Source organism: Methylomicrobium agile, assembly GCF_000733855.1.
Lineage (GTDB): Bacteria > Pseudomonadota > Gammaproteobacteria > Methylococcales > Methylomonadaceae > Methylomicrobium > Methylomicrobium agile.
In genome coordinates, this window is sequence record NZ_JPOJ01000001.1 from 302,923 (window position 1) to 325,073 (window position 22,151).

A 22,151-nucleotide genomic window follows, 5' to 3' on the forward strand; every position below is an offset into this window, starting at 1 on the left:
AAGCGCCCTTCATCCCGTTTTTCACTCTGCACGGTTCAGGGCGATATCACTTCGCTAGGTATCTTTTCCAAAACACCCGAATGTTTGGGGTCGATTTCAATGACCATCTCGAAATGGCCGTCATCGCCGATCTTCTCGGCGAAGACGTCCGCATAAGCGTATATTTTTGCACGGATGTCGCCTTGCTCCGGCCGCAGATGGCAGCGCATCCGGATTTTGTGTACGGAAAAAATTTCCGCAAGCGCCTGAAGCGACAAATCCGCCCCTTCGCCGGTCGTCGCGGACAGCCAGACGCGTACCGGCCGGCCCGTTTCATCGCGGTCGATTCGGGGGCGTCCGCCGTCCAGCAAGTCGATTTTGTTGTAAATTTCGAGCTGGCGGATTTTATCGGCGCCGATCTCTTTTAACACTTGGTTCACTTGGGTGATCGTTTCATCGCGGTCCTCCGCATGCGCATCGATCACATGCAGCAACAGGTCGGCCTCGCTGGCTTCCTGCAAAGTCGATTTGAAAGCCGCGACCAACTCGTGCGGCAGATGGCGGATGAAACCGACCGTATCGGCCAGGACAATTGCCGAGTTGTTCGGCAAGCGGCAATTGCGCAGGGTCGGGTCGAGTGTTGCGAACAACTGGTCGGCCGCATAGATATTCGCGCCGGTAAGCCGGTTGAACAGGGTCGATTTGCCCGCATTGGTATAGCCGACCAATGACACGGTCGGGATCTCGGCTTTTCTGCGCTTACCGCGGCTCTGATGGCGCTGTTTTTCGACTTTTTCGAGGCGCGACTGAATCTGCTTGATCCGGTCGCCGATCAAACGCCGGTCGGTTTCCAATTGGGTTTCGCCGGGACCGCGCAGGCCGATGCCGCCTTTTTGCCGTTCCAGGTGGGTCCAGCCGCGTACCAGTCGGGTCGAAAGATGCTTGAGCTGCGCCAGTTCGACTTGCAATTTGCCTTCGAAAGTCTGGGCGCGCTGCGCGAAAATATCGAGAATCAGACCGTTTCTGTCGACAACGCGCACGCCGAGGGCGGATTCGAGATTCCGCTCCTGGCTGGGCGTCAGGGGATGATTGAACAAGACGATGTCGGCCTCATGGTCGGCAATGGCCTGCTTGATTTCATCGACTTTTCCGCTGCCGACGAAATATTTCGGATCGGGATTTTTGCGGCTGCCGGTCACCGTATGCACCGGTTCCGCGCCGGCCGATCTGGCCAATTCCTTTAATTCCAGAAGATCTTCCTGCCCGGAATGCAGGATCAGATGAACAAGAACGGCCCGTTCACCCGAGTCGGGGCGATCAAACAATCAATAACTCCAGCGCAGGAAAGGCCAATGGATGGCAAATACCGATACGCACTAACGGGTTGAATGGGTACGTTACCGGAAGTGGCGTTGCTCTAATATAAAGCAAACCGGTAATTATTCTTCTTCGCCCTCGGCCTCAGGAACCATCTTGACGGCTTTCCCGGGCACGATCGTCGAAATGGCGTGCTTGTAAACCATTTGGCTGACTGTGTTTTTCAGCATGATCACGTATTGATCGAACGAGTCGACCTTGCCTTGCAGTTTAATGCCGTTGACAAGAAAAATAGAAACAGGAGTATGCTCCTTTCTCAAGGTGTTCAGAAAATTATCCTGCAAATTTTGGCCTTTTGACATCCGATTTCTCCTTATTATGTTTATTCGAGTGATATCTAAGATAACGGTAAATACGAATCCGCACAATGGCTAATTTAAGAACGGTTCCGGTTCCAAAACATTTTCCTAGACAGTGTGCTTGTGATGGCGTCTGATTGCTAATAGCTTATCATTTATCGTCAGGCTTTCCTATTGTCTGGGCATATTTTGACACTTTCCTGCGTTGTAACGGATCGAGGGTGAGCAACGCCTGGACGCCATCACCCCTTTATGCGCGCAAGAAATCCAGCGTCGCCGCCAGAAAACTTTCAGGCTGCTGGACATGCAGCCAATGCCCGGCACCGGCGAGCGTTTTCATTCGAGCCTTCGGAAACAGCGGAAACACAGTCTCGGCTTTAACGAAAGCCGACTCGGCACCGGTGATGAATAGGGCGTCCCCGGAATAAGGCGCCCGGTTTGCGGCATCGGGAAAAGTCACGATTTGCGGCGCGGAACGGCTGAAGATATCCAGATCGACGCGCCACCGGTAATGGCCGTCGCGCAATACCAGGTTTTGCAGCAAAAATTGCCGATAACCGAGTTCAGGAATGGCGGGAGCCAGGTACTCCTCCGCCTGTTTCCGGTTACCGATCGCCGCCAACGGCAACATTTTCAACGCCGAAATGGTCGAATCGAAACGGTGCGAATAGTGCGTCGGCGCAATGTCGGCAATGATCAGTTTATCGACCGCGCCGGGATCGTTCAGCGCCAACCACATCGCCACCTTGCCGCCCATGCTGTGCCCGAGTAGGCTGGCTTTCGCCAGACCGCGCCGAACCATGAAAGATCGAACATCTTCCATCATCGCCGGATAATCCATGACCGGATGATGCGGCGAAGCGCCGTGATTACGCAGATCCACCACAAAGACATGATGCGAAGCCGCCAGCCTCTCCGCGATAAACCGCCAGTTGCGCGAGGAAGCGAAAAATCCGTGCAAAACAATCAGCGGCGCGCAATCCGACCGACCAAACTCGCTATAGGCTAATTCGACAACAGCCATCCGTTCCTTACAATGATGGACTCAATACAATGATGGACTCAATCACCGGCCCGTGCAGATCGTAGGGACAAGCTCAGAAAATCAAGTATGACCGACCATTCGGTCTTGTTCCGGCAAACATGCAATCTCGGCAGCTCGCCGGGACACGCCGATCTCCCTCATTGATTATTAATGAAGACGCGGCTGAAGTTTTTGAAACGGCGTAGTAAACCAAAGAACTTTCCAAACTGCAAGCAAATCCTGCCGCCGCGCTTTGAATGGCGGAAGACAACGGCTAAAAACGGGATTGAGGCCGCAGCCTGCGAGATGAAAGAAACGCTTGCGCCACATCCTTATGACCGCAAGAATATTCGGACAACGTGGGAGGGAGATCGATGAATCGGAGATGTCCTACGCAACGGAAGCCTTCTGCCGATGCACGGCTCCGATCGATTTTTTAAAGCTGCAGCCGCTTAACGGCAACCGGGATCACAACAGGCCGATAATACTTTCCGCCGCACGCTTCACATCCAAAAAGATCAGGCCCAACTTCGCATTCGGCTTGGCCAACACGGTTAATACGGCATCCTCACCCGCATAGGTCATCAACACATAGCCCTTCTCGCCTTTGATCAGCACCTGTTCGAGCGTGCCTCTGGATAACTCATGCGCGGTCCTGTCACCGAGGGACAGCATGGCGGCACTCATCGCCCCCACTCTATCTTCGTCCATTCCGGCCGGCAACACTGACGCCATCATCAGCCCGTCCGTCGAGATGATTCCCGATGCCTCAATATCCGCTGAAGTTCCATTCAAATCTGTCAATACAGATGTAAGCATGTCTGCCCGCATATCGCTTCCTCTCTAACGAAAAGTAATTATTAAAATTTAAGAGGCTTTGGTGGCGTAACGGATCGCCAAAGCCCAAATCAAACTCACAAATTCCGGCTGATTGAAATGGGGAATTCCGGAAATGATCAACACAAAACGATTTTTTCCAATAAACAGCGGCCAGAATCCCATTTGGCTATTTCCGAACACATCGACAATAGCCCATGCCTGGCTTGTCTGCCCTAAATTATTCATCAACACCCCGGAACGGCGCGCGTGAACGGTGGCAATCTCGGCACTCAATGCCGACAATTCTTCGGCCACTTCATGTGGAAATCCGTGACTTGCCAGATAAAATCCTTCCATATCCGCCAACAGCACCTTACCGTTCTCGGTAATAGCGCTCAACATATCCGGTAAAATTTTGTCGAGTTGCTCCGACGGATAATTCAAGGCTTGTTTCAATCCCTGCACCCAACCCAGTTTTTGACAGTGATGCAGCATTTCCATGCATTTTTCCGGGTCTTCCAAGCCTGTCAACTCCTGAAGATTTTCGAGGGTCAAAGCCTTGGTCACAGGCTGTGACAGCATCTGCCGGATAAACTGGCGCGGCTTGTCCATCTCGTTCGAAGACACCGCATAATAAGCTCCCGACGGCGTCGGATACAAAAAAAGCCCCTCTGTCAAATGATAGCCGCTCATATTATTCGGCCAACCCCGGATCCAGAGAATAGAGAAGGGATTGCACCAACAGCGACACATCGCTTCTGACCCGTGCGTCCACAGCGAAAATCGGGAGCTTCAAACCCGAAGCTTGCAACTGCGTATGATAATCGGCAATCGTCGGTTTACTGCTCAGATCCATCTGCGTAACGCCGATCGCGACACTGGTTTTCGAAATGAAATCGCCGAACGCTTCCAGAAAAAACTTCATATCCTTGAACGGGTCGGCGCGGGTATTATCCAGCAACAGCACCAATCCGATACCTCCATTGATCAGAATATCCCACATGAAATCGAAACGCTCCTGCCCCGGCGTTCCGTATAAATGAATTTTCTCTCCGTCGGAGAGGTTCATGATGCCGTAATCCATGGCGACAGTCGTGGCCGCCTTTCTGGATTTGGTCATATCGCTCGCGGACGCGTCGGTTTTCACCGGTGGCACATCGCTGATCGAGTGGATTGCCGTGGTTTTTCCGGCTCCGACCGGCCCTGTGAAAATAATTTTGTACTGACTCATAGTGTGATGATCGTGTCGTTCCGCTGTGCTGAGTTAACCGCGCAATTTATTCATGATACGGCTCAATAAGCCTTGCCCCTTAGTCGCTTTCACCTCCGGCGGCTGAACCAGATTATCGGCTTCCCGCTTCGCCTGACTCATCAGACCCAATGCACAGGCAGCGCTGGCGAATACAAACACATATTGCGGCTTGACATCGAGTACCTGCGCAACGTTTGGCAATGTCCGGGGACCCTGCATCAACAACGCCGCAATTCTGAGCGCGTGCGGCGTAATCAACAGACGCGTAAAATTGGGCCAGCATTTCAGATAGACCGGCCGGGTATAATCGATCATGCGGGGGTAACGGCCTTTTGACGTCCAACAGGCCAGTTTCCATAAAAAGGCATCCATGCTCTGAAACTTGTCCAGCGATCCGCCCAGTCCCATGGTTTGCCCATTCACCGGACTGATCGACATTTTGGAAGTCGAGCTCTGATTCAACCTGATGCCGGCAAATGCCCGCAATTGCGGATCATCCGCATCGAGCCACACTTCATGCGTATGTGGAAAAATCATGATCGGTTTCCATCCCGATTGCAACTGCATGATTTGGCCTTTGGCACGGCACACCATAAATGCGGACTGGATATATCCTTGAAAATAATCCTTCGGATCGTACGATGCGTTTGCAAATTGCGCCGGATCGTTGACGTCGATGTCGGACAGCGAGCCGATATACGCCTGAAAGCCTTTTTCATCGAAGCGCATCGCCGTCCGGTGCTTCGAGATTTTTCCGCGCTCGTCCCGGTCCATGACATAGGTCTTGAGAGGCTGCGGCTCGAACTCATCATTTTGTTTCGTCTCGGCCACCGCGAGAACCGCCTGTTTCTCCGCCTTTTTTCTAGCAAAGTCGGCCAATTGAATTTTCGCTTCGTTCAACACCGACAGCATGTCATCGGTTTTTACCGGTTTTCTGACCTGGAGCACGCCCTCATGATTGAAATCCTGCAAAGACAGCACGATCGTCGGCTTTTCCCTCGCCGTTCCCAAATGTTCGGACAATAATTTTTTTGAAGCGGGCATGTCCCCGTCGAAAATATCGACATCAGAGTCGTCATCATCAATGACAACCACCTTCCCCCTGCATGGCCCCTGCAAAAACATCATCATGATTTTACGGCTGCGTTCATCCATCCCATGCAGCGCAACTGTTAATGGTTTTTTATCCGGCATTGATCAGACCTTTAAAAAATCGCCCAACTGCGCCCATTCAGGCGGCAGCTTGGCCCCGAGGCAAACAAGCGCTTGATGAGTTCGCTTAAAACCTGCCCGGTCGCGGGTCGAGCGGTAGAGCGCCAAGAGTTCGCTGTGTAATTCAAAGCGTTCCGGGTGGTCCAGAATGGCTTGTTCGAGCACACGGGCCGCTTCATCCAACTGGCTAAACTCGACATAATCCCTTGCCAGTTGCAAAGGATCATGCGCCGTTTCGCACGGTTCTTCGACCATCCGCACCAGCATGACATTCGACTGCAATCCTTTGCTGAACAGTGAAAAGCGGGCATGCGGTAACGATTCGAGTGCATTTTCTTCCTTTTTCAAGAAATCTCTCAGCATCTGAAACTGGCTGACGGTCAGCCGCGATCTGGATCCGAATATCATGCGCTGGCTCAGCCTGCGTCCAGACGGGTCGAGCACGATCAGCAAATCAATCAGCGCCGCATACAATGGTTCGTTCAAATGATGACCGAAACAGTAATGAATACGCTCCACATGCGCCCGTAAAGACCGGGGCATTCGTGAAACCCGAAAAGCCAGGCGTTCGAGACGCTTTTCCACCGATAAGGCAGGCCATTCGCAGAATCCGGCAGTGGATTCATCATAAACAAATTCCAGCACCGGAGATTCGTCAAAATCGCCATCGTTAGCAGTAATCAAGACAGACCTCATCACATGGACAACTCAGTTACCACAAGAATAGTCACTTATTACTGATTTACAAATGGGCTATCGGCGAAACAGATAAGCAATACCAATGTTGTGACGAGCGCCGCAGAAATTAAACTCCGTTTTGCCGCGCGCGGTTTTACTTACAAGTTCAAAGCCGGCAGCCTTTCGGACAAGCTTTCGTATCACGCTTCCCGTAGCGGAGCGGGTTCGATAGCCTCTACCGATTTAGCCGGCGCTTTCGTGCACCAGATTCACGATCCGGCAGTTGCCCTGTTTTTCGGTCCCCAGCGCATCGGCCAACCACGGCAGTTCCCGCTGCATTTCGGCGGCCAATGTCCAGGGCGGATTGATCACGGCCATGCCGCTGGCGGTCATTCCGCGCCCTTTGCTGTCGGGAGCGATGCCCAGCTCAAACAGCGCGACATTTCCAATACCGCTGTCCTGCAACTGCCGCTCCAGGCGCCGGATCCGCTGGCGTTCGACGACCGGGTACCACAGCGCATAAATTCCGGTCGCAAACCGCTTGTGCATTTTTTTCAGACTTTCGATCATCAAACGGTAATCGTCGGAGAGTTCATAGGAAGGATCGATCAAAACCAGACCGCGACGTTCCTTCGGCGGCAGCAACCCGAGAGAATCGACCAGACCGTCTGCGTGGAAGGTCCTGATGCGCCGATCTTTCTCGAAGAGCCTATGCAGAAACTTGAATTCGGTAGAATGCAAATCGTAGAGGCACAGCCTGTCGTCCTTGCGCATCAGAGTGGCGGCAATAAAGGGAGAGCCCGGATAATGCGCCAGCTCCTTCCCCTGATTGCACTGCCGGACCCGATCGACATAGCGTTGTACGCCGGCCGGCATGTCGCTGCGCCGCCACAAACGGGCGATACCGCTCTCGAACTCGCGGTTTTTCAACGCAAACTCGCTGTTCAACGCATACATCCCCGCGCCTGCGTGCGTATCGATGTAACAGAAAGGCTTATCTTTCCTTTTCAAATGCTCAAGGATATGCACCAGCACCAGATGTTTCAGCACATCGGCAAAATTGCCGGCATGGAAGGCATGACGATAACTCAGCACGATTTTATAGCACCTTGTCGTAGATCGTCATACCGATTTCGAATGCGATCAGCCAGATGATGATCCACTCCAACCGTGAAGAATGACGATGGTTTTGTTCATCGGCCAACATCTCGAACAATTCGTGGATCGTTTCGAGTTTTTTCGACAGCACTTCGGTGCGAGGCGCGATTTCGAGATATTTAGCCGCGATTGCGTAATAGTCTTCGTATTCCGGATACTCCCAGAAAAACTCCGGAATATCGAGCAGATCGTAATTGACGATGATGTCGCTCTTGGTCAGAAACAACTGGCCGCGGATTTTGGCAATCTCGCGGCGGCTGATGTTGATCCTGCCCTTGTCGGCCAGCGACTTCGGAATATAACTGGTATTTTCGATGGTCCTGAGCGCCTGGGTTTCGAAGGATGCCAGCTTGATCGACTGCGCCATCCCCTGCGACAACGCAAACATCAGGATCGGATCGGAGGACTCGAGCTCGATATGATCCTCGACAATCCGGGTTACCGGGCAATCATAAGTAAACGTAAAATGATCCTCTTCAATCGATTCCAGGGCCTGCTCGGCGTTGGCGAGCAACAAGCGATGGATCACCGCCTGCCGCTCCGGGCTGACGTTCCAGTGCACCACCGCGCCGTAACCCAGAATAACCGAATAAGTATCGTTTTCCTCGACCAGCAGCGCGCCTTTGATCAAACGGATGAGGCTCGATTCCGAGAGCGCTCTCGCCAAGACGTCGATATTGAAACGGTGCGCCAGGCAATAAGCGACGCACCGTTTGACAGGGGGATTAGCTGACATCGGAAAAGTTTTTCATTGGCAAACCGAAGCCGGAAACATGGATCAGGACAAAGCGTGCGCGAAACGGTACCAGAGGCACGGCGTAATCATTCGATGATCAGCAGCCAGCCCTTCTCTTCTTCGCAATGGGACGATTTTGCAGAAGCCTTGATATCGATCCGCGCGGCGGTGTGGGTCAAGTGGGCCGGCAACCTGCCTTTGACAAGAAAATAAGGTTCCTTGTATTCCGCGGTCAGTTCCACCGGCTCTTTTTTGACCGTTGCGGACAACTGGCCGGGATTGTCTATATTGAAGGCATAGAATGAAAAATCGGACCCCGGCGCCACTTTCGCCAAATGCGGCGGATTAAAACGCTCCAGCCTGGCTTTCTGGCATTGGCTCGCACCGGCCCCGCCTCCGCCGGACATCCCGGCACCGTGACCGCTGTGGTGTTCGGTCGCCTGAACCGCCGGAATATAAACCCAAAATGAAACTGCGACGAGTCCTAAGAAGTTAAACCATTTCATAAGCTTCCTCTTTATTGTGATTATTATCGGGCCCGACGAAACCGCGCTTCTTCGAACCGCAAGAACGCCTTCACGGTAGACTTGCCGGAATAGGCACTCTTCCGCAATCATTATAATCACAATCCGGCTTTCAACCGCTACAACTTATCAAAACACTAGGAAATGGGCGCTATTAACACCCTTCAGCCTTGATCACCGACAATCCCTTTACAAACTTTGCCAAGTGCCTCGCAGTAAATCGATCTGTGTTAAACTGGATGCTTTTTAGAACCGGCAGAAAGCCGAGTTGGCAAGGGTTGCCAGATTAGAATCCTGGGCCGCCCAAAGGAAAAGAGGTCTGATATAAAGTGGTGAGATATTCGGAGGAAAAAATCGACTTTCGGTAAAAGCCAATAAAGCATAGCGGGACTCAGAGCCCCATCGGTTCTTACCAAAAAAGATGATTATATTCAACGAATTAGAAAGACAACCGATGCAAGCCGCGCTGCATTACAGCCTGCCCCCTCTATTTCATCTCTAACGCTGACAGTAAAATATAAGGGGAAACATTGTCAAGCTTCTTTATAGGCATCATCCCCTACAGTGAGTGCATTATCGGAATTGCACGGGATTTCCCGGTTTTAATCGGGGCGATTGTCCTTGAAATCCCGTGTTGTTCCCCGGTTTGAACTTGGCCCCTCTTTGATCGTATAGTATGTGGCTGACCAGTCACACGGAATTTCTTGATGGACACCATTAGCATCCGCGGCGCCCGTACCCATAATCTGAAAAATATCGACCTCGACCTGCCCCGCGATCGGTTGATCGTGATTACCGGCCTATCCGGCTCCGGCAAGTCGTCGCTGGCGTTCGATACGATCTATGCGGAAGGGCAGCGCCGGTATGTCGAATCGTTGTCCGCCTACGCCCGGCAGTTTCTCGCGATCATGGAAAAGCCGGACGTGGACCATATCGAAGGGCTGTCGCCGGCGATTTCGATCGAACAGAAATCGACCTCGCACAACCCGCGTTCGACGGTCGGCACGATCACCGAAATTTACGATTATCTGCGCCTTTTGTACGCGCGCGCCGGCACGCCGCGCTGTCCGGAACATCAGGTTTCGCTCGAAGCGCAGACGATCAGCCAGATGGTCGACCAGGTGCTGGCGCAGCCGCCGGAGCAGCGCTGGATGCTGCTCGCGCCGGTGGTCAGCGAACGCAAGGGCGAGCACAGCCAGTTGCTCGAAGACCTCCGCGCGCAAGGCTTCATCCGCGCACGCATCGACGGGACCGTGTACGAACTGGAAGAAGCGCCGCCCCTCGACCTGAAAAAGAAACACACGATCGAGGTGATCGTCGACCGCTTCAAGATTCGCGAAGACATCGCGCTAAGGCTGGCCGAATCGTTCGAGACCGCCTTGCGCATCGCCGACGGCATGGCGATCGCGGCCTGCCTGGACGACGGAACCGAGCTGCTGCTTTCGGAACGCTACGCCTGCCCGCATTGCGGCTACAGCCTGACCGAGCTCGAACCGCGCGTCTTTTCGTTCAACAACCCGAAAGGCGCCTGCACCAGTTGCGACGGCCTCGGCGTGCGCGAATATTTCGACCCCGAACTGGTCGTGCACAACCCCGACATCAGCCTGGCCGGCGGCGCGATCCGCGGCTGGGATCGGCGCAACGCCTACTATTACCAGATCATTCTCGGGCTCGCCAAACATTACGGCTTCGACCCGGAAATGCCGTTTTCGGAGTTGCCGAAAGCCATCCAGACAGTCGTCCTATACGGCAGCGGCAACGACGAAATCGAGTTCAAATTGGCCGGCGATTTCGGCTTTTCGAAAAAGAAGCGCCACCGTTTCGAAGGGATCATCGCGATCATGGAGCGGCGCTACCATGAAACCGATTCGCTGATGGTGCGCGAGGAACTGGCCAAATATCTCTCGCAGAAGCCCTGCAACGTCTGCGACGGGGCGCGGCTGAACCTGTCGGCCCGCAATGTTTTCGTCGAGGACCTGCCGATCCACCATCTGACGCGTTTTCCGATCCGCAAGGCGCTGGCATTTTTTCAAGCGCTGAACCTGCCGGGCAAACGCGGCGAGGTCGCGGCCAAGATCATCAAGGAGATTCAGGAGCGCCTGGAATTCCTGGTCAATGTCGGCCTGGACTACCTGACGCTCGACCGCAGCGCCGATACGCTGTCCGGCGGCGAAGCCCAGCGGATCCGGCTTGCGAGCCAGATCGGCGCGGGCCTGGTCGGGGTCATGTACGTGCTCGACGAACCGTCGATCGGCCTGCACCAGCGCGACAACCAGCGCCTGCTCAACACCCTGTTCCGGCTGCGCGACCTCGGCAACACCGTGATCGTCGTCGAACACGACGAAGATGCGATCCGCTCGGCCCAGCACATCGTCGACATCGGCCCCGGCGCCGGCATCCACGGCGGTCAGATCATCGCCCAGGGCGCGCTCGAAGACATTCTGGCAAATCAGGACTCGCTGACCGGTCAATACCTGTCCGGCAAGACCGGCATCCATGTGCCCGAGAAAATCACGCCGAACGACAAGGACAGGCAAATCGTGATCCGCAACGCGCGCGGCAACAATCTGAAAAACGTCGACATCGCGTTTCCGATCGGGCTGCTGACCTGCGTGACCGGCGTATCCGGCTCCGGCAAATCGACGCTGATCAACGATACCTTATATTGTCACGCCGCACGGCTGATCAATCGCGCCGGCGCCCTGCCCGCGCCTTGCGACGGAATCGACGGCCTGGAGCATTTCGACAAAGTCGTGGACATCGACCAGAGCCCGATCGGGCGCACACCGCGCTCAAACCCGGCCACCTACACCGGCCTGTTCACCCCGATCCGGGACCTGTTCGCCGGCACGCCGGAAGCGCGCTCGCGCGGCTACACGCCCGGCCGCTTCAGCTTCAACGTGAAGGGCGGCCGCTGCGAGGCCTGCAAGGGCGACGGCGTGATCAAGGTCGAAATGCACTTCCTGCCCGACATTTTCGTGAACTGCGAAATCTGCCACGGCAAACGCTACAACCGCGAGACACTGGAAATCCGCTTCAAGGGCAAGACGATCCACGAAGTACTGGAAATGACGGTCGAAGACGCCGCCAAATTTTTCAGCGCGATTCCGTCGGTCGCGCGCAAGCTGCAGACCCTAACCGAAGTCGGCCTGAGCTACATCACGCTCGGCCAGAACGCCACCACGCTGTCCGGCGGCGAAGCGCAGCGGGTCAAGCTGGCCAAGGAACTGTCCAAACGCGACACCGGCAGAACCTTGTACATTCTCGACGAACCGACCACCGGCCTGCACTTCCACGACATCAAGCAACTCTTGTCGGTGCTGCACACATTGCGCGACCACGGCAACACGGTGATCGTGATCGAGCACAACCTGGACGTAATCAAGACCGCGGACTGGATCGTCGACATGGGCCCCGAAGGCGGCGACGGCGGCGGAACGCTGGTCGCCGAAGGCTCGCCGAAGGAAATCGCCGCCAACCCCGCTTCATTCACGGGCCATTATCTGCGGCGTTTTTTCGAATAATCGGGCGATACTCGACATGGCTTGGCGAAGGCCAGACTTTATGGGTTGCAAAATACGCACTACACTTTAAATGCGAATTAAGAGCTACATCAGTGTTACCCCATCAACTGTTTGCAGAGTAAATCCCCCCTGCCCCCCTTTTTCAAAGGGGGTAGTGTCTTACCTGCCCCCTTTTTTCAAAGGGGGGATGTCGTTTGGGTTATTATTGAAGCGACTCATACCTTCGCCCCCTTTGACAATGCCGCTTTCCCCCCTTTGAAAAAGGGGGGCAGGGGGGATTTTATCAGGCGGCTTTCACAGCCTTTAACTCTTAATCCGTATTTAACTACCCTTATATCCTGCCAACGGAGAAAAACAATGTCGCTGCAAATATTCCGCACCAAACGGATCGAGGCCGAGCAAGAATCGGATTACGGATTGAAACGCTGCCTGAGCAAGTGGGACCTTGCCTTTCTCGGCATCGGCGCCATCATCGGAACGGGGATTTTCGTGCTGACCGGCATTGCGGCCGCTACGCAATCCGGCCCCGCAGTCGTCCTGTCCTTTGTCATTGCCGGTTTTGCCTGCACCTTTGCGGCGCTGTCTTATGCAGAGCTCGCTGCGTCCGTAGGCGGCTGCGGCAGCGCCTACGGCTATAGCTACGCCGCGTTCGGCGAACTGATCGCCTGGATCATCGGCTGGGATTTATTGCTGGAGTACGGCATTTCGGTAGCCGCCGTCGCGAACGGCTGGGCGGGTTATTTCAACAATGCCCTGACCGCTATCGGCCTGGCGTTGCCGGAGTCCCTAACCAAGGCCCCCAAATTGGGCGGCCTGATCAATCTGCCGGCCTTCATGATCATTCTGGTCTTGATGCTTCTGTTGATCATCGGCGTCAAGCAAAGCGCAAAGGCCAATAATGCGATGGTCTTCGTAAAATTGATCACGATCGCGGTCTTCATTTCGGTTGCGGTATTCAACGTCAACCCCGCCCATTGGCAGCCGTTCATGCCTTTCGGCTGGTTCGAAACGCTGCCGGACGGCAAAACCACCGGCGTACTGGCCGGCGCGTCGATCGTTTTTTTTGCCTATGTCGGTTTCGACGCGGTCTCGACCGCCGCCGAAGAAGCCCGGAACCCGCAGCGTGACCTACCGTTCGGCATCGTTTCGTCGCTGGCGTTCTGCACGGTCGTCTATATCCTGGTCTCGGGGCTGTTGACCGGCGTCGTACCCTATACCGACCTGAACGTTTCTTCTCCGGTCGCCCACGCGCTCGAATTGATCGGCGTGAACTGGGCATCGGCGCTGATCTCGACCGGTGTCATCGCCGGGTTGACCACCGTGATGCTGGTGCTGTATTACGGACTGACGCGGATCATTTTCGCGATGTCCCGCGACGGACTGCTCTCGCCTTTTTTCTGCACCGTCAATCCGGCCACCCAAACCCCGGTACGGGTGATCGTAATCTGCGGGGTCATCATGGCATTCATCGCCGGATTCATGCCGCTGGGCGATCTGGCCGAACTCGTCAACATCGGCACATTGGCCGCGTTCGTGATCGTCTGCTTCGGCGTGATCGTGCTGCGCATCACCCAGCCGGAGATGAAACGCCCTTTCCGCACGCCTTTCACCCCACTGTTTCCGGTGCTGGGCATGATTTCGTGCGCCGCCCTGATGGCGTTCCTGCCGGCACTGACCTGGCTGCGGTTTTTCGTCTGGCTGGTGCTCGGCCTGATCATTTATTTCAGTTATTCCAAGTATCACAGCAAGATTGGGCAACTTGCCTAAATCAACCGACGATCAGTCAATTCAACCGCATACCTCGATGGAACCGTAAAACCGAAACGGAAGTTGTAGGCTACGCTGTGCGTACCTTTTCACCCCCAATGGTACGCACAGCGTACCCTACCGCGGTTTGTGCCCTTTGGAATATCACGATAAGCGCCCGGCGGCGGAACAAGAGGGAGACGTGATGATCGACCCAATCCTGAGTCATTCTACCGAGGTTTCACTTCTTCATTGACCGAAAGCCGGTAACCCACGCCGATCTCGGTCAGCAAATACCGCGGCCGCGCCGGATTGGCTTCCAGCTTATGGCGCAACTGGCCCATGTAGATGCGCAAATAATGTTGATCGTGAATATGTTCGGCCCCCACACTTCCTGGAGTAATTGGCGATGCGTCACCACCGCCCCCGCATGGCGTACCAGCATGCTGAGCAGCCGGTATTCGATCGGGGTGATGCGCACTTCGTGATCGGACAAAAAGACCTGGCGCCGGGCCAAATCCACCTTCAAGCGGCCGGTTTCGAACACCTCCGTCGAGCCGAAACTTCGGGAGACGCGGCGCAGCAGAGCCTGCAGGCGCGCATGAAGTTCGCCGCTGCCGAAGGGTTTGGTCAGGTAGTCGTCCGCGCCGGCATCCAGCGCCATGATCTTGTTCTGCTCCTGGCTCCGGGCCGACAAAATCAGGATGGGCAAATCGGATAACTGCCTGAGGCGCCGCGTAACCGCGATGCCGTCCATGTCCGGCAAGCCCAGGTCGAGAATCACCAGATCGGGATTTTCGCTGTTCAGCAGTGCAAGGCCGGTTTTGGCGCAGTCGGCGTCCACCGTGCGCCATCCCCGGTGATTGAGGCTGGATTTCAAGAACCGCCGGGTTTGCAGATCGTCCTCGATGATCAGAATCAACTGTTCAGCCGTCATGACAGGTTCCCATGCACTTCAGATTCGACAAAGGAAGGCGGCTCGCGCAGCGGCAACGCGATAACGAACTCCGCGCCTTTGCCGGCACGGTTGCCGGCGTTAATGCGGCCTCCGTGCGCCTCGACAATCGCCTTGCACAGCGCCAAACCGAGGCCGACTCCGCTTTGACCGGATTCGACGGCGCCCCGGTAAAATTTCTCGAAGATTTTCATTTCCTGCCCTTTGGCAATTCCCGGACCGTAATCCGCGACGGTCAACCGGCAATAGCCGTCCTGAACTTGGCCGCAGATATCGATCGGGCTGCCCGCCGGGCTGTATTTGAGCGCGTTTTCGATCAGATTGGCCAGCACCTGCTCGATCAACACCGCATCGATCCACAGCAGCGGCAAATTGTCCGGCAACACCGTACGGACTGGCCGGTCCTGCAAATGCTTGTCCAGCCGGTTCAAGGCACTGCCGACGATCTCTTCGATGGCGTTCCAGTCCCGGTGCAGAATGATTTCACCTCTGCTGAGCCTGGCCATGTCCAGCAATTTGCCGGTCAACTCGGACATGCGCTGCGCCTCTTCCAGAACGATATGATTGAAATCCTGACGCTCCGAAGGTTCGAACTCGGCATCGTTCTCGATCAAGGTATTGGCGGCACCGATGATGCGCGTCAAAGGGGTGCGCAAATCGTGCGAAATGGAACTCAACAGCGCATTGCGCATCGCTTCCGTTTCGGCTTGCAGCGTCGCTTCTTTGGCCTGTGCGGCCAGTTGTAAACGTTCCAGCGTTTGCGCGATCAGATGGCAAAAAGTATCGAGAAAGGCGGCTCGCTCCGAAGATTGCTCAGCAAGCGGCTCGGCGGCCTGCATCATTAAAACGCCCTGCCAGGCGCGCGAACCTTTGAGGGGGTAATAGGCGATCGTGTTGTCCTGCTTGAATTGTCGCGCTTCAAATACCCGCTGCGCTTCGGCCAGGTCGATGCCGGTCAAAGACATGGGCAGAGGCAAACTCGACGGACGTTGCAAGCGGTTGTCGGCATCCACGCTTAACAGCACCGAGGCCGCGCCGAATTCATCGTGAATGTGCTCCACCGCGATCCGGCCGACACTTTCGTAATCCTGCGCAGCCAAAAGGTCCCCGCTCAAACGGTAGAGGGCGCTGGCGCGGATTTCCCGTTGCCAGGCCAGTTCCGCCTGAAGTTTGGATTTTTCCAGCAGGCTGCCGGTGACATTGGCCACCACGATCATCACGGTCAAGCCGATCATGTTCTCCAGATCGTGAATCGCAAACGAAAAAATAGGCCGGGCAAAATAAAACGCAAACAAGGGCGCAGTGAGCAGCGAGGCGATCAGAGACGGTCCGCGGCCGCAGCGGCTGGCAACCAGGAAGACCCCAAGCAGATAAGTCATCAAAATGCCGGCCTGCCCCACCCAATGCCGCAGCGGCCAATCGATCAGCGTACAGAGAAAGGGAGCGGCCACACCCCAGGCATAACTCCGTATTTGCTGCATGCCGGGTGCGCCGAAAGCGGCTGCGTTTTCCAGACTTGGACGATGCTGGCTTGGCACCCTGACTCCCGCTCGATGGCTAGCCGCCGGTTCAGAACGATCCGGCATTGAGCAGAAAGTGCACCCCGATACTGGCGAAATAACCCAGCAAGATGACCGGGCACCATTTCAGGTGACTGCTGAAAGTGTACAATCCTTTGGCTTGCCCCAACAGGCCGATGGCCGGCGCCGAACCGATCGCCAGCAGACTGCCGCCGACGCCCAGCGTCAAGGTCAACAGCAGCCACTGGCCTTGAGGAATATCCGGATGCATGGTCAGTACCGCAAACATCAACGTACCGTTATCAACGAAAGCCGAAGACAGGCCGACCATGATATTCGCCAAAGTCGGGCTGAACTGACCGTAGAGCACTTGTGAAATCGTGTCCAAATAACCGATAAAGCCCAAACCGCCGATGCCCATCATCGCTCCATAGAAAAACAATAAAGTGTCCCATTCCAACCGGCCGACCTTTTCGAAAATATCGAAACGCGTGTCCTCGCTCCGGGAATTGGCGCCATCCGCGTTGAAAAACAGGGCGAACTCGACATTGTACCGGCCTTTTACATGATAAGATTTCTGCAGGAAATAATAAAAAAACTGCAACAAAGTCAAACCCGCCATCATGCCGGCCGCGGCCGGCAAACCCAGCGCCGTATCGAAACTGACCGCCAGAACAATCGTTACCCCGAACAAAAAAATGACCCGCTTGGCCCCGCGCTGCAAATGAATCTCCGCATTTTCCGCGGAGGGTTTGTCTTTCGGCAAAGCGAAATGCATCAGCGCGGCCGGCAGCAGAAAATTTACCAAGCACGGAAGGAATAACTTGAAAAACTGGGTAAAACCCAACATGCCGTGCTGCCAGACGAACAGCGTCGAAATGCCCCCGAGCGGGCTGAACGTTCCTCCCGCATTGGTCGCAACGACAATGTTCAAACAGGCGAGCGAGGCGAAGCGGGGATTGTTTTTGCCGACCGCCACCACGACGGTTCCCATCAATAGCCCGGCGGTCAGGCCGTTGACCACGCTGGACAGCAGGAATACCAGTCCTCCCGTCAGCCAGAATAATTGCCGATAGCTTAAATTTTTACTGACCAGCCAAACTTTCAGGGCGTGAAAAATGCCCATATCCTCCATCGAGTTCAGATAAGTCATCGAGACCATAATGAATAAAAGCAACTCTATATAGGCTTGCAGGTTGCTCTTAAAGGCGGTCAGGGCGGGCAGACTGCTGCCGTGTTGCTGGTAGACGAGAGAAATGACGAACCAGATGAGCGCTGCCGCCAACAGCATCGGCTTGGATTTGCGCAATTCGATGACGTCTTCGAGCATGGCTGCGACATAAGCGGTGACCATCACGACGAGGGAAAAATAACCGGCCCAATGATGGGTCAAGTCGATATGAAAGGATGGCGCCGCTTCCGCCGCGGGCTGGGCGAATCCAAGCCCGGGAAATAACAAGGAGGCCAGGCCCAAAAGGCGCACAATGAAAAGCAACATGCTCTCTCCGATGGTGATTGAAGAAAAGCCTTCGAAACCGCTCCATTCCTTAGCCGTTTCGCAAGACGCGCAAATTGTATTTTTCGGCGCGTAAAAAAAGCGTAAAGAGCTTTGTTAAAAGCCGATTTTGGCGAGGGTGATTACCGGCGGATTTCTATATTTCGGTCAGCCAATAAAACTGGTAAGGGGGCAGCACGATCCGGCGGTCGTACTGGGCCGGACTTCTGCCGCTGTATAAATCGATGAACCGGGCATAAAGATTTACGCCTTTGCCGCTGATCGTCTCGAGGTCGAGATATTGGGGATGGGCATCGAAATTGGCGACCACCAGCACCCGCTCCGACGGACGCTGGTGGTTGAAACGGATAAAGCAGAGCAAATGCCGATTGTTGACGTCCAGCAGTTCCCGGTTGTTGAAATCCGCAAAAGCGGACGTTTCCTTGCGTATGGCGATCATTTTTTTGATCGCGTTGAAAATGGCGTACTCGACCGTCCCCTGTTTTTTCCGCAGCTCGGCGCGCTGCCAGTTGATTTTAGGGCGGTGGATCCACCGATTGTCCGAGCTTTTGCTGGGGTCGTCGCGATAACTGTAGTCGTTGACGACGCCAAGGGCGTCGCCGCTGTAGAGCAGCGGAATGCCGCCGAAAGACAGAATCAGGCTATGCAACAACACGATTCTGTCGATCGCGGACGCCGCCATTGCCTGATCACCGCTCTCCAGCGCCGATTCCAGCCCGGCCAGGGACGCCAGTGAGCCGCAAATGCGCGCGTCCCCCGTTTCGTCGTTGCGCATGAACACCAGCCCCCGCGCCGGCGAATGATCGAACTGGCCGCTGAAATAATCGATCAGAAACCGGCGGTGGGCATAAGGTTCGTAGCCGGCGGCCCTGATGTCGTTATCGTCGAAACCGAAACCGATGTCGTCATGGCAGCGCACATAGTTGAGCCAGGTCGCCCGTTCCAGTTTGGCGGGCAGATTTTTCACGCCTTGGTAGAGCAGCTTGGCGTTCTTGGTGGCGACCGCGTCCCAGAGCAGCGCCATCAAGGTGGCGTTGTAAGCGATTTCGCATTCCTTGGCGATGATCGCGTCTTCGCCGAAATATTTGATCACCTCGACCGGCGCGACGATCGCTTCGGCAATGAACAATACGCCGGGGGCGGTCACTTGGCAGCAGTCCTTCATCAACTGCAGAATCAGGTGCGCGTTGCGTTCGTTCTGGCAGGTGGTGCCGATTTTTTTCCACAGGAAGGCGACGGCGTCCAGCCGCAGAATGTCGACGCCCTGATTGGCCCAGAACAGAATAATGTCGAGCATTTCGATGAAAACCGCAGGATTGCTGTAATTCAAGTCCCACTGGTAGTCGTGGAACACGGTCATCACCCACTTTTGCATGCCCGCGTTCCAGGTGAAATTGCCCGGCGCGCTTTCGGGAAAAATTTCCGGCAGGGTCTGTTCGAACATGTCGGGAATTTCCCGGTTGTCGAAAACGAAATAATAATCCTGATACCGACGCTCTCCGGCGACCGCTTTTTTGGCCCATGCGTGCTCGTCGGACGTATGGTTGAGCACGATGTCCAGCACCAGCAGGATATCGCGTTTCCTGAATTCTTCCGCCACGCGGCGGAAATCTTCCATGTTGCCGAGGCGGTCGTCGATCCGGCGGAAGTCGCTGACCGCATAGCCGCCGTCGCTCTTTCCGGGAGGGCACATCAGAATCGGCATGATGTGCACCATGTTGATGCCCAGCTCCTGAAAATAAGGCGTTTTATCGGCCAGGTCGTTCAGGTTTTCGGCAAATCCGTTGGTATACAGCCCCAGGCCGACCCATTTCTGGGACAGGAACCAGTTGTGGTCCGATTCGCGCTCGATGTCGACGCGCTCCAGTTCCGGGGAACGGTCGATGTAGCCCTTGGCCATCGTTTCCACCAGCCGCAGCATTTGCGTCTTGAAATCGTCGCGGTGCCCGTAGAGCGTGTCAAACAGCGAATAGATCGCGTAAAAATTGGCGCCCAGGCGAGTGTAAAAATGCCGCAGATCCTGACGCCTGATTTCAGGCTTCAAATCGTCGAGGATGGCATTCAGGAGAGAGTGGGAAACTTGTTCGTACATGGTCTCAGTTCCATTCGTCGATGAACGCGCGGTAAAACGCTTTCTCGGCAACCGTGGCCCCGCGCCTGCCGACCAGCGCGCCGGCAAAGGACTGCGCCCGTTCCAGGGTGAGTTCCAAAGGCCATTGCCGGTTCAACCCCAACAAAAGCAGCGCCACGAACGCGTCGCCGGCGCCTACCGTATCCACCACGGCGGTGCCGGCCGCAGGCTGTACGGCCACGAAACGCTCCCGCCTGTCCCAGGCGACCGCGCCTTTCCCGCCGCGGGTCACCACCAGCGTCTCCAGGTCGAACAGCTCGTAAAACGCCACCATGGCCGCTTCCAGCCCGCCCCTGCTTTCGGGGCACAGTTCGGCCAGCTCGGCCTCGTTGAGTTTGACCCAATCCGCGCCGTCGAGCAACGCCCGCAGAATTTCCCTGTCCCACCAGGGCGGCCGCAGATTGACGTCGACGAAAACTTTGCCCCGGTGCCTGGCCTTGACGGCCTGCAGCGCCGCCCGCGCGACCGGGTTCCGGACGGCCAGCGAACCGTGATACAAAACGCCCTCTGTGGTTTTATCTGCGAGCGATCCGGCGGCGATAAAGTCGTAGGCGGCGTCGGGAACGATCTCATAATGCGGTTCGCCGTCCCTGATCGACACCCGGACGCTGCCGGTAGGACGATCGCGGTCGATTTGCAGGTCCGCGCGGCTCATGCCCCAGGCTTCCATCGAGGCGGCGATTTCGCGCCCCGGCGGATCGTCGCCGATGCGGCTGATGAAGCGGGGCGATTGTCCGAGTGCCTGCAGATGCCAGGCCACGTTGAACGGCGCGCCGCCGAGGGCTCGGCTGCCGTCGGGAAAATGGTCGAAAAGCACTTCGCCGAAAACATGGATAGGCGGGTTATCGTTCATTGTCTTCTTTCATCCAAAGCACTGCGTCAGGGTGATAATGGGCGACGCCCTCCAGGATCCCCGCGCTGTAATTGCCGTTCATACCCAGGAATCCGCCCCGGGCCCGATAAAATGCGTTCGTCGATCCCTGTTTCGCCGCCAGCCTTTCGGCCTTCTCGACCACGTCGGCGGCGGCGTTGGCGACCAGGACGGAGCGGATCGGGCTGACGATCACCGGCAGGTCGTTGCCGCTGTCGCCGGCATAAACCGTATCGGCCACGGCGAAAGCCTGATGCCGCATTAAAAATTCGACCGCATGCAGTTTGGTCGCCCGCGCGGGCAACACATCCAGGAGACCGGTACCCGTTTGTTCGTCGACGCTGTGGATCAGGCCGGCCGTCAGGTTGCTTGCGCACAGGCGCCGCCCCATTTCCTGCTGTAGCGCCTCCGCGTCTATGTAGGGCGGCAGGTAATAGCTGAGTTTATAACGGTTCTGCTTGGCTTCTTCCTGCAGGCACAAGTCCGGCAGATCGGCGAACAAAGGCCGCAAATCCTTCGCTTCCAGGCCGCGCCAATCGCTGCCGATATCCTGCTCCCATTCGGGCCAGTGCCGCCATATTCCTCTCCGGACACGGTAAATCGTGGTGCCGACGTCGCCGATGACCCAGTCGGGCAGCGGCAGCGCATAGTCCCGGATCGCCTCTTCGACCAACGCCCGATGCCTGCCGCTGACATAAGCCAGCATCACTTCGGGCCGCGCCGCCAGGCACGCGAAACGCTCACGGGCGCCGGGCGATTCCGGCTGGCGGCCGTTCGGCAATAAAGTCCGATCCAGGTCGGTGCAAATCAGGAGACGTTTAAGCATGAGC

18 protein-coding genes and 1 pseudogene are annotated in these 22,151 nt (G+C 55.9%); 2 read left to right on the top strand and 17 right to left on the bottom strand.

Annotated features, from left to right (window positions below):
- Positions 1–35: 35 nt before the first annotated feature.
- From hflX to CC94_RS0101465, 11 genes are all read right to left on the bottom strand, one after another.
- Positions 36–1,304 carry a ribosome rescue GTPase HflX gene (gene hflX, locus CC94_RS0101415; protein WP_031429558.1) on the bottom strand — a complete coding sequence of 423 codons (1,269 nt, stop codon included), beginning with the start codon at positions 1,302–1,304 and terminating at the stop codon, positions 36–38.
- Positions 1,305–1,418: 114 nt separating this feature from the next.
- Complete coding sequence (gene hfq / locus CC94_RS0101420; protein WP_005373302.1) at positions 1,419–1,658, bottom strand: RNA chaperone Hfq; 240 nt, start codon at positions 1,656–1,658, stop codon at positions 1,419–1,421.
- Between the two features lie 247 nt (positions 1,659–1,905).
- Entirely contained in the window at positions 1,906–2,679 is a 774-nt protein-coding gene (locus tag CC94_RS0101425) for an alpha/beta fold hydrolase (protein ID WP_031429559.1), read from the bottom strand.
- A gap of 468 nt (positions 2,680–3,147) precedes the next feature.
- The gene (locus CC94_RS0101430; protein WP_005373305.1) at positions 3,148–3,510 is read right to left on the bottom strand and encodes a roadblock/LC7 domain-containing protein; all 363 of its coding nucleotides are present in this window, start codon (positions 3,508–3,510) and stop codon (positions 3,148–3,150) included.
- A 36-nt stretch (positions 3,511–3,546) separates the two neighbouring features.
- Complete coding sequence (locus CC94_RS0101435) at positions 3,547–4,191, bottom strand: hypothetical protein (protein WP_031429560.1); 645 nt, start codon at positions 4,189–4,191, stop codon at positions 3,547–3,549.
- A gap of 1 nt (position 4,192) precedes the next feature.
- Positions 4,193–4,729 carry a GTP-binding protein gene (locus tag CC94_RS0101440; protein WP_005373309.1) on the bottom strand — a complete coding sequence of 179 codons (537 nt, stop codon included), beginning with the start codon at positions 4,727–4,729 and terminating at the stop codon, positions 4,193–4,195.
- A gap of 33 nt (positions 4,730–4,762) precedes the next feature.
- Positions 4,763–5,944, bottom strand: a complete 1,182-nt coding sequence (locus tag CC94_RS0101445; RefSeq protein ID WP_005373310.1) for a hypothetical protein — start codon at positions 5,942–5,944, stop codon at positions 4,763–4,765.
- Positions 5,945–5,947: 3 nt separating this feature from the next.
- A complete protein-coding gene (locus tag CC94_RS0101450; protein ID WP_157203350.1) occupies positions 5,948–6,646 on the bottom strand; it encodes a type IV pilus assembly protein FimV in 699 nt (232 codons plus the stop codon).
- A 237-nt stretch (positions 6,647–6,883) separates the two neighbouring features.
- Complete coding sequence (locus tag CC94_RS0101455) at positions 6,884–7,735, bottom strand: 23S rRNA (adenine(2030)-N(6))-methyltransferase RlmJ (protein ID WP_005373313.1); 852 nt, start codon at positions 7,733–7,735, stop codon at positions 6,884–6,886.
- A 4-nt stretch (positions 7,736–7,739) separates the two neighbouring features.
- The gene (locus CC94_RS0101460) at positions 7,740–8,534 is read right to left on the bottom strand and encodes an RMD1 family protein (protein ID WP_031429563.1); all 795 of its coding nucleotides are present in this window, start codon (positions 8,532–8,534) and stop codon (positions 7,740–7,742) included.
- An 86-nt stretch (positions 8,535–8,620) separates the two neighbouring features.
- Positions 8,621–9,040: a hypothetical protein gene (locus tag CC94_RS0101465; RefSeq protein WP_031429565.1), complete on the bottom strand. Its 420-nt coding sequence runs from the start codon at positions 9,038–9,040 to the stop codon at positions 8,621–8,623.
- Positions 9,041–9,765: 725 nt separating this feature from the next.
- Here CC94_RS0101465 and uvrA point away from each other — a divergent pair.
- Together uvrA and CC94_RS0101475 are read left to right on the top strand one after the other, a co-directional pair.
- A complete protein-coding gene (gene uvrA / locus CC94_RS0101470; protein ID WP_005373318.1) occupies positions 9,766–12,582 on the top strand; it encodes an excinuclease ABC subunit UvrA in 2,817 nt (938 codons plus the stop codon).
- Positions 12,583–12,939: 357 nt separating this feature from the next.
- Entirely contained in the window at positions 12,940–14,349 is a 1,410-nt protein-coding gene (locus CC94_RS0101475) for an amino acid permease (protein ID WP_005373319.1), read from the top strand.
- Positions 14,350–14,558: 209 nt separating this feature from the next.
- Here CC94_RS0101475 and CC94_RS21090 read toward each other — a convergent pair.
- From CC94_RS21090 to CC94_RS0101515, 6 genes and pseudogenes are all read right to left on the bottom strand, one after another.
- Positions 14,559–15,265 (bottom strand): annotated as a pseudogene (locus tag CC94_RS21090) (response regulator).
- Positions 15,262–16,821, bottom strand: coding sequence for a DUF4118 domain-containing protein (locus CC94_RS0101490; protein WP_245549384.1), 1,560 nt, complete (start codon positions 16,819–16,821; stop codon positions 15,262–15,264). The pseudogene CC94_RS21090 and the gene CC94_RS0101490 overlap by 4 nt, the downstream one beginning before the upstream one ends.
- A gap of 31 nt (positions 16,822–16,852) precedes the next feature.
- Positions 16,853–18,301 carry a sodium:proton antiporter NhaD gene (nhaD, locus tag CC94_RS0101495; protein WP_005373325.1) on the bottom strand — a complete coding sequence of 483 codons (1,449 nt, stop codon included), beginning with the start codon at positions 18,299–18,301 and terminating at the stop codon, positions 16,853–16,855.
- A gap of 154 nt (positions 18,302–18,455) precedes the next feature.
- Complete coding sequence (locus CC94_RS0101505; RefSeq protein WP_005373327.1) at positions 18,456–20,411, bottom strand: alpha-amylase family glycosyl hydrolase; 1,956 nt, start codon at positions 20,409–20,411, stop codon at positions 18,456–18,458.
- 4 nt (positions 20,412–20,415) lie between these two features.
- A complete protein-coding gene (locus CC94_RS0101510; protein ID WP_005373329.1) occupies positions 20,416–21,303 on the bottom strand; it encodes a carbohydrate kinase family protein in 888 nt (295 codons plus the stop codon).
- Positions 21,293–22,147, bottom strand: a complete 855-nt coding sequence (locus CC94_RS0101515; protein ID WP_031429566.1) for an HAD-IIB family hydrolase — start codon at positions 22,145–22,147, stop codon at positions 21,293–21,295. The genes CC94_RS0101510 and CC94_RS0101515 overlap by 11 nt, the downstream gene beginning before the upstream one ends.
- Positions 22,148–22,151 lie beyond the last annotated feature (4 nt).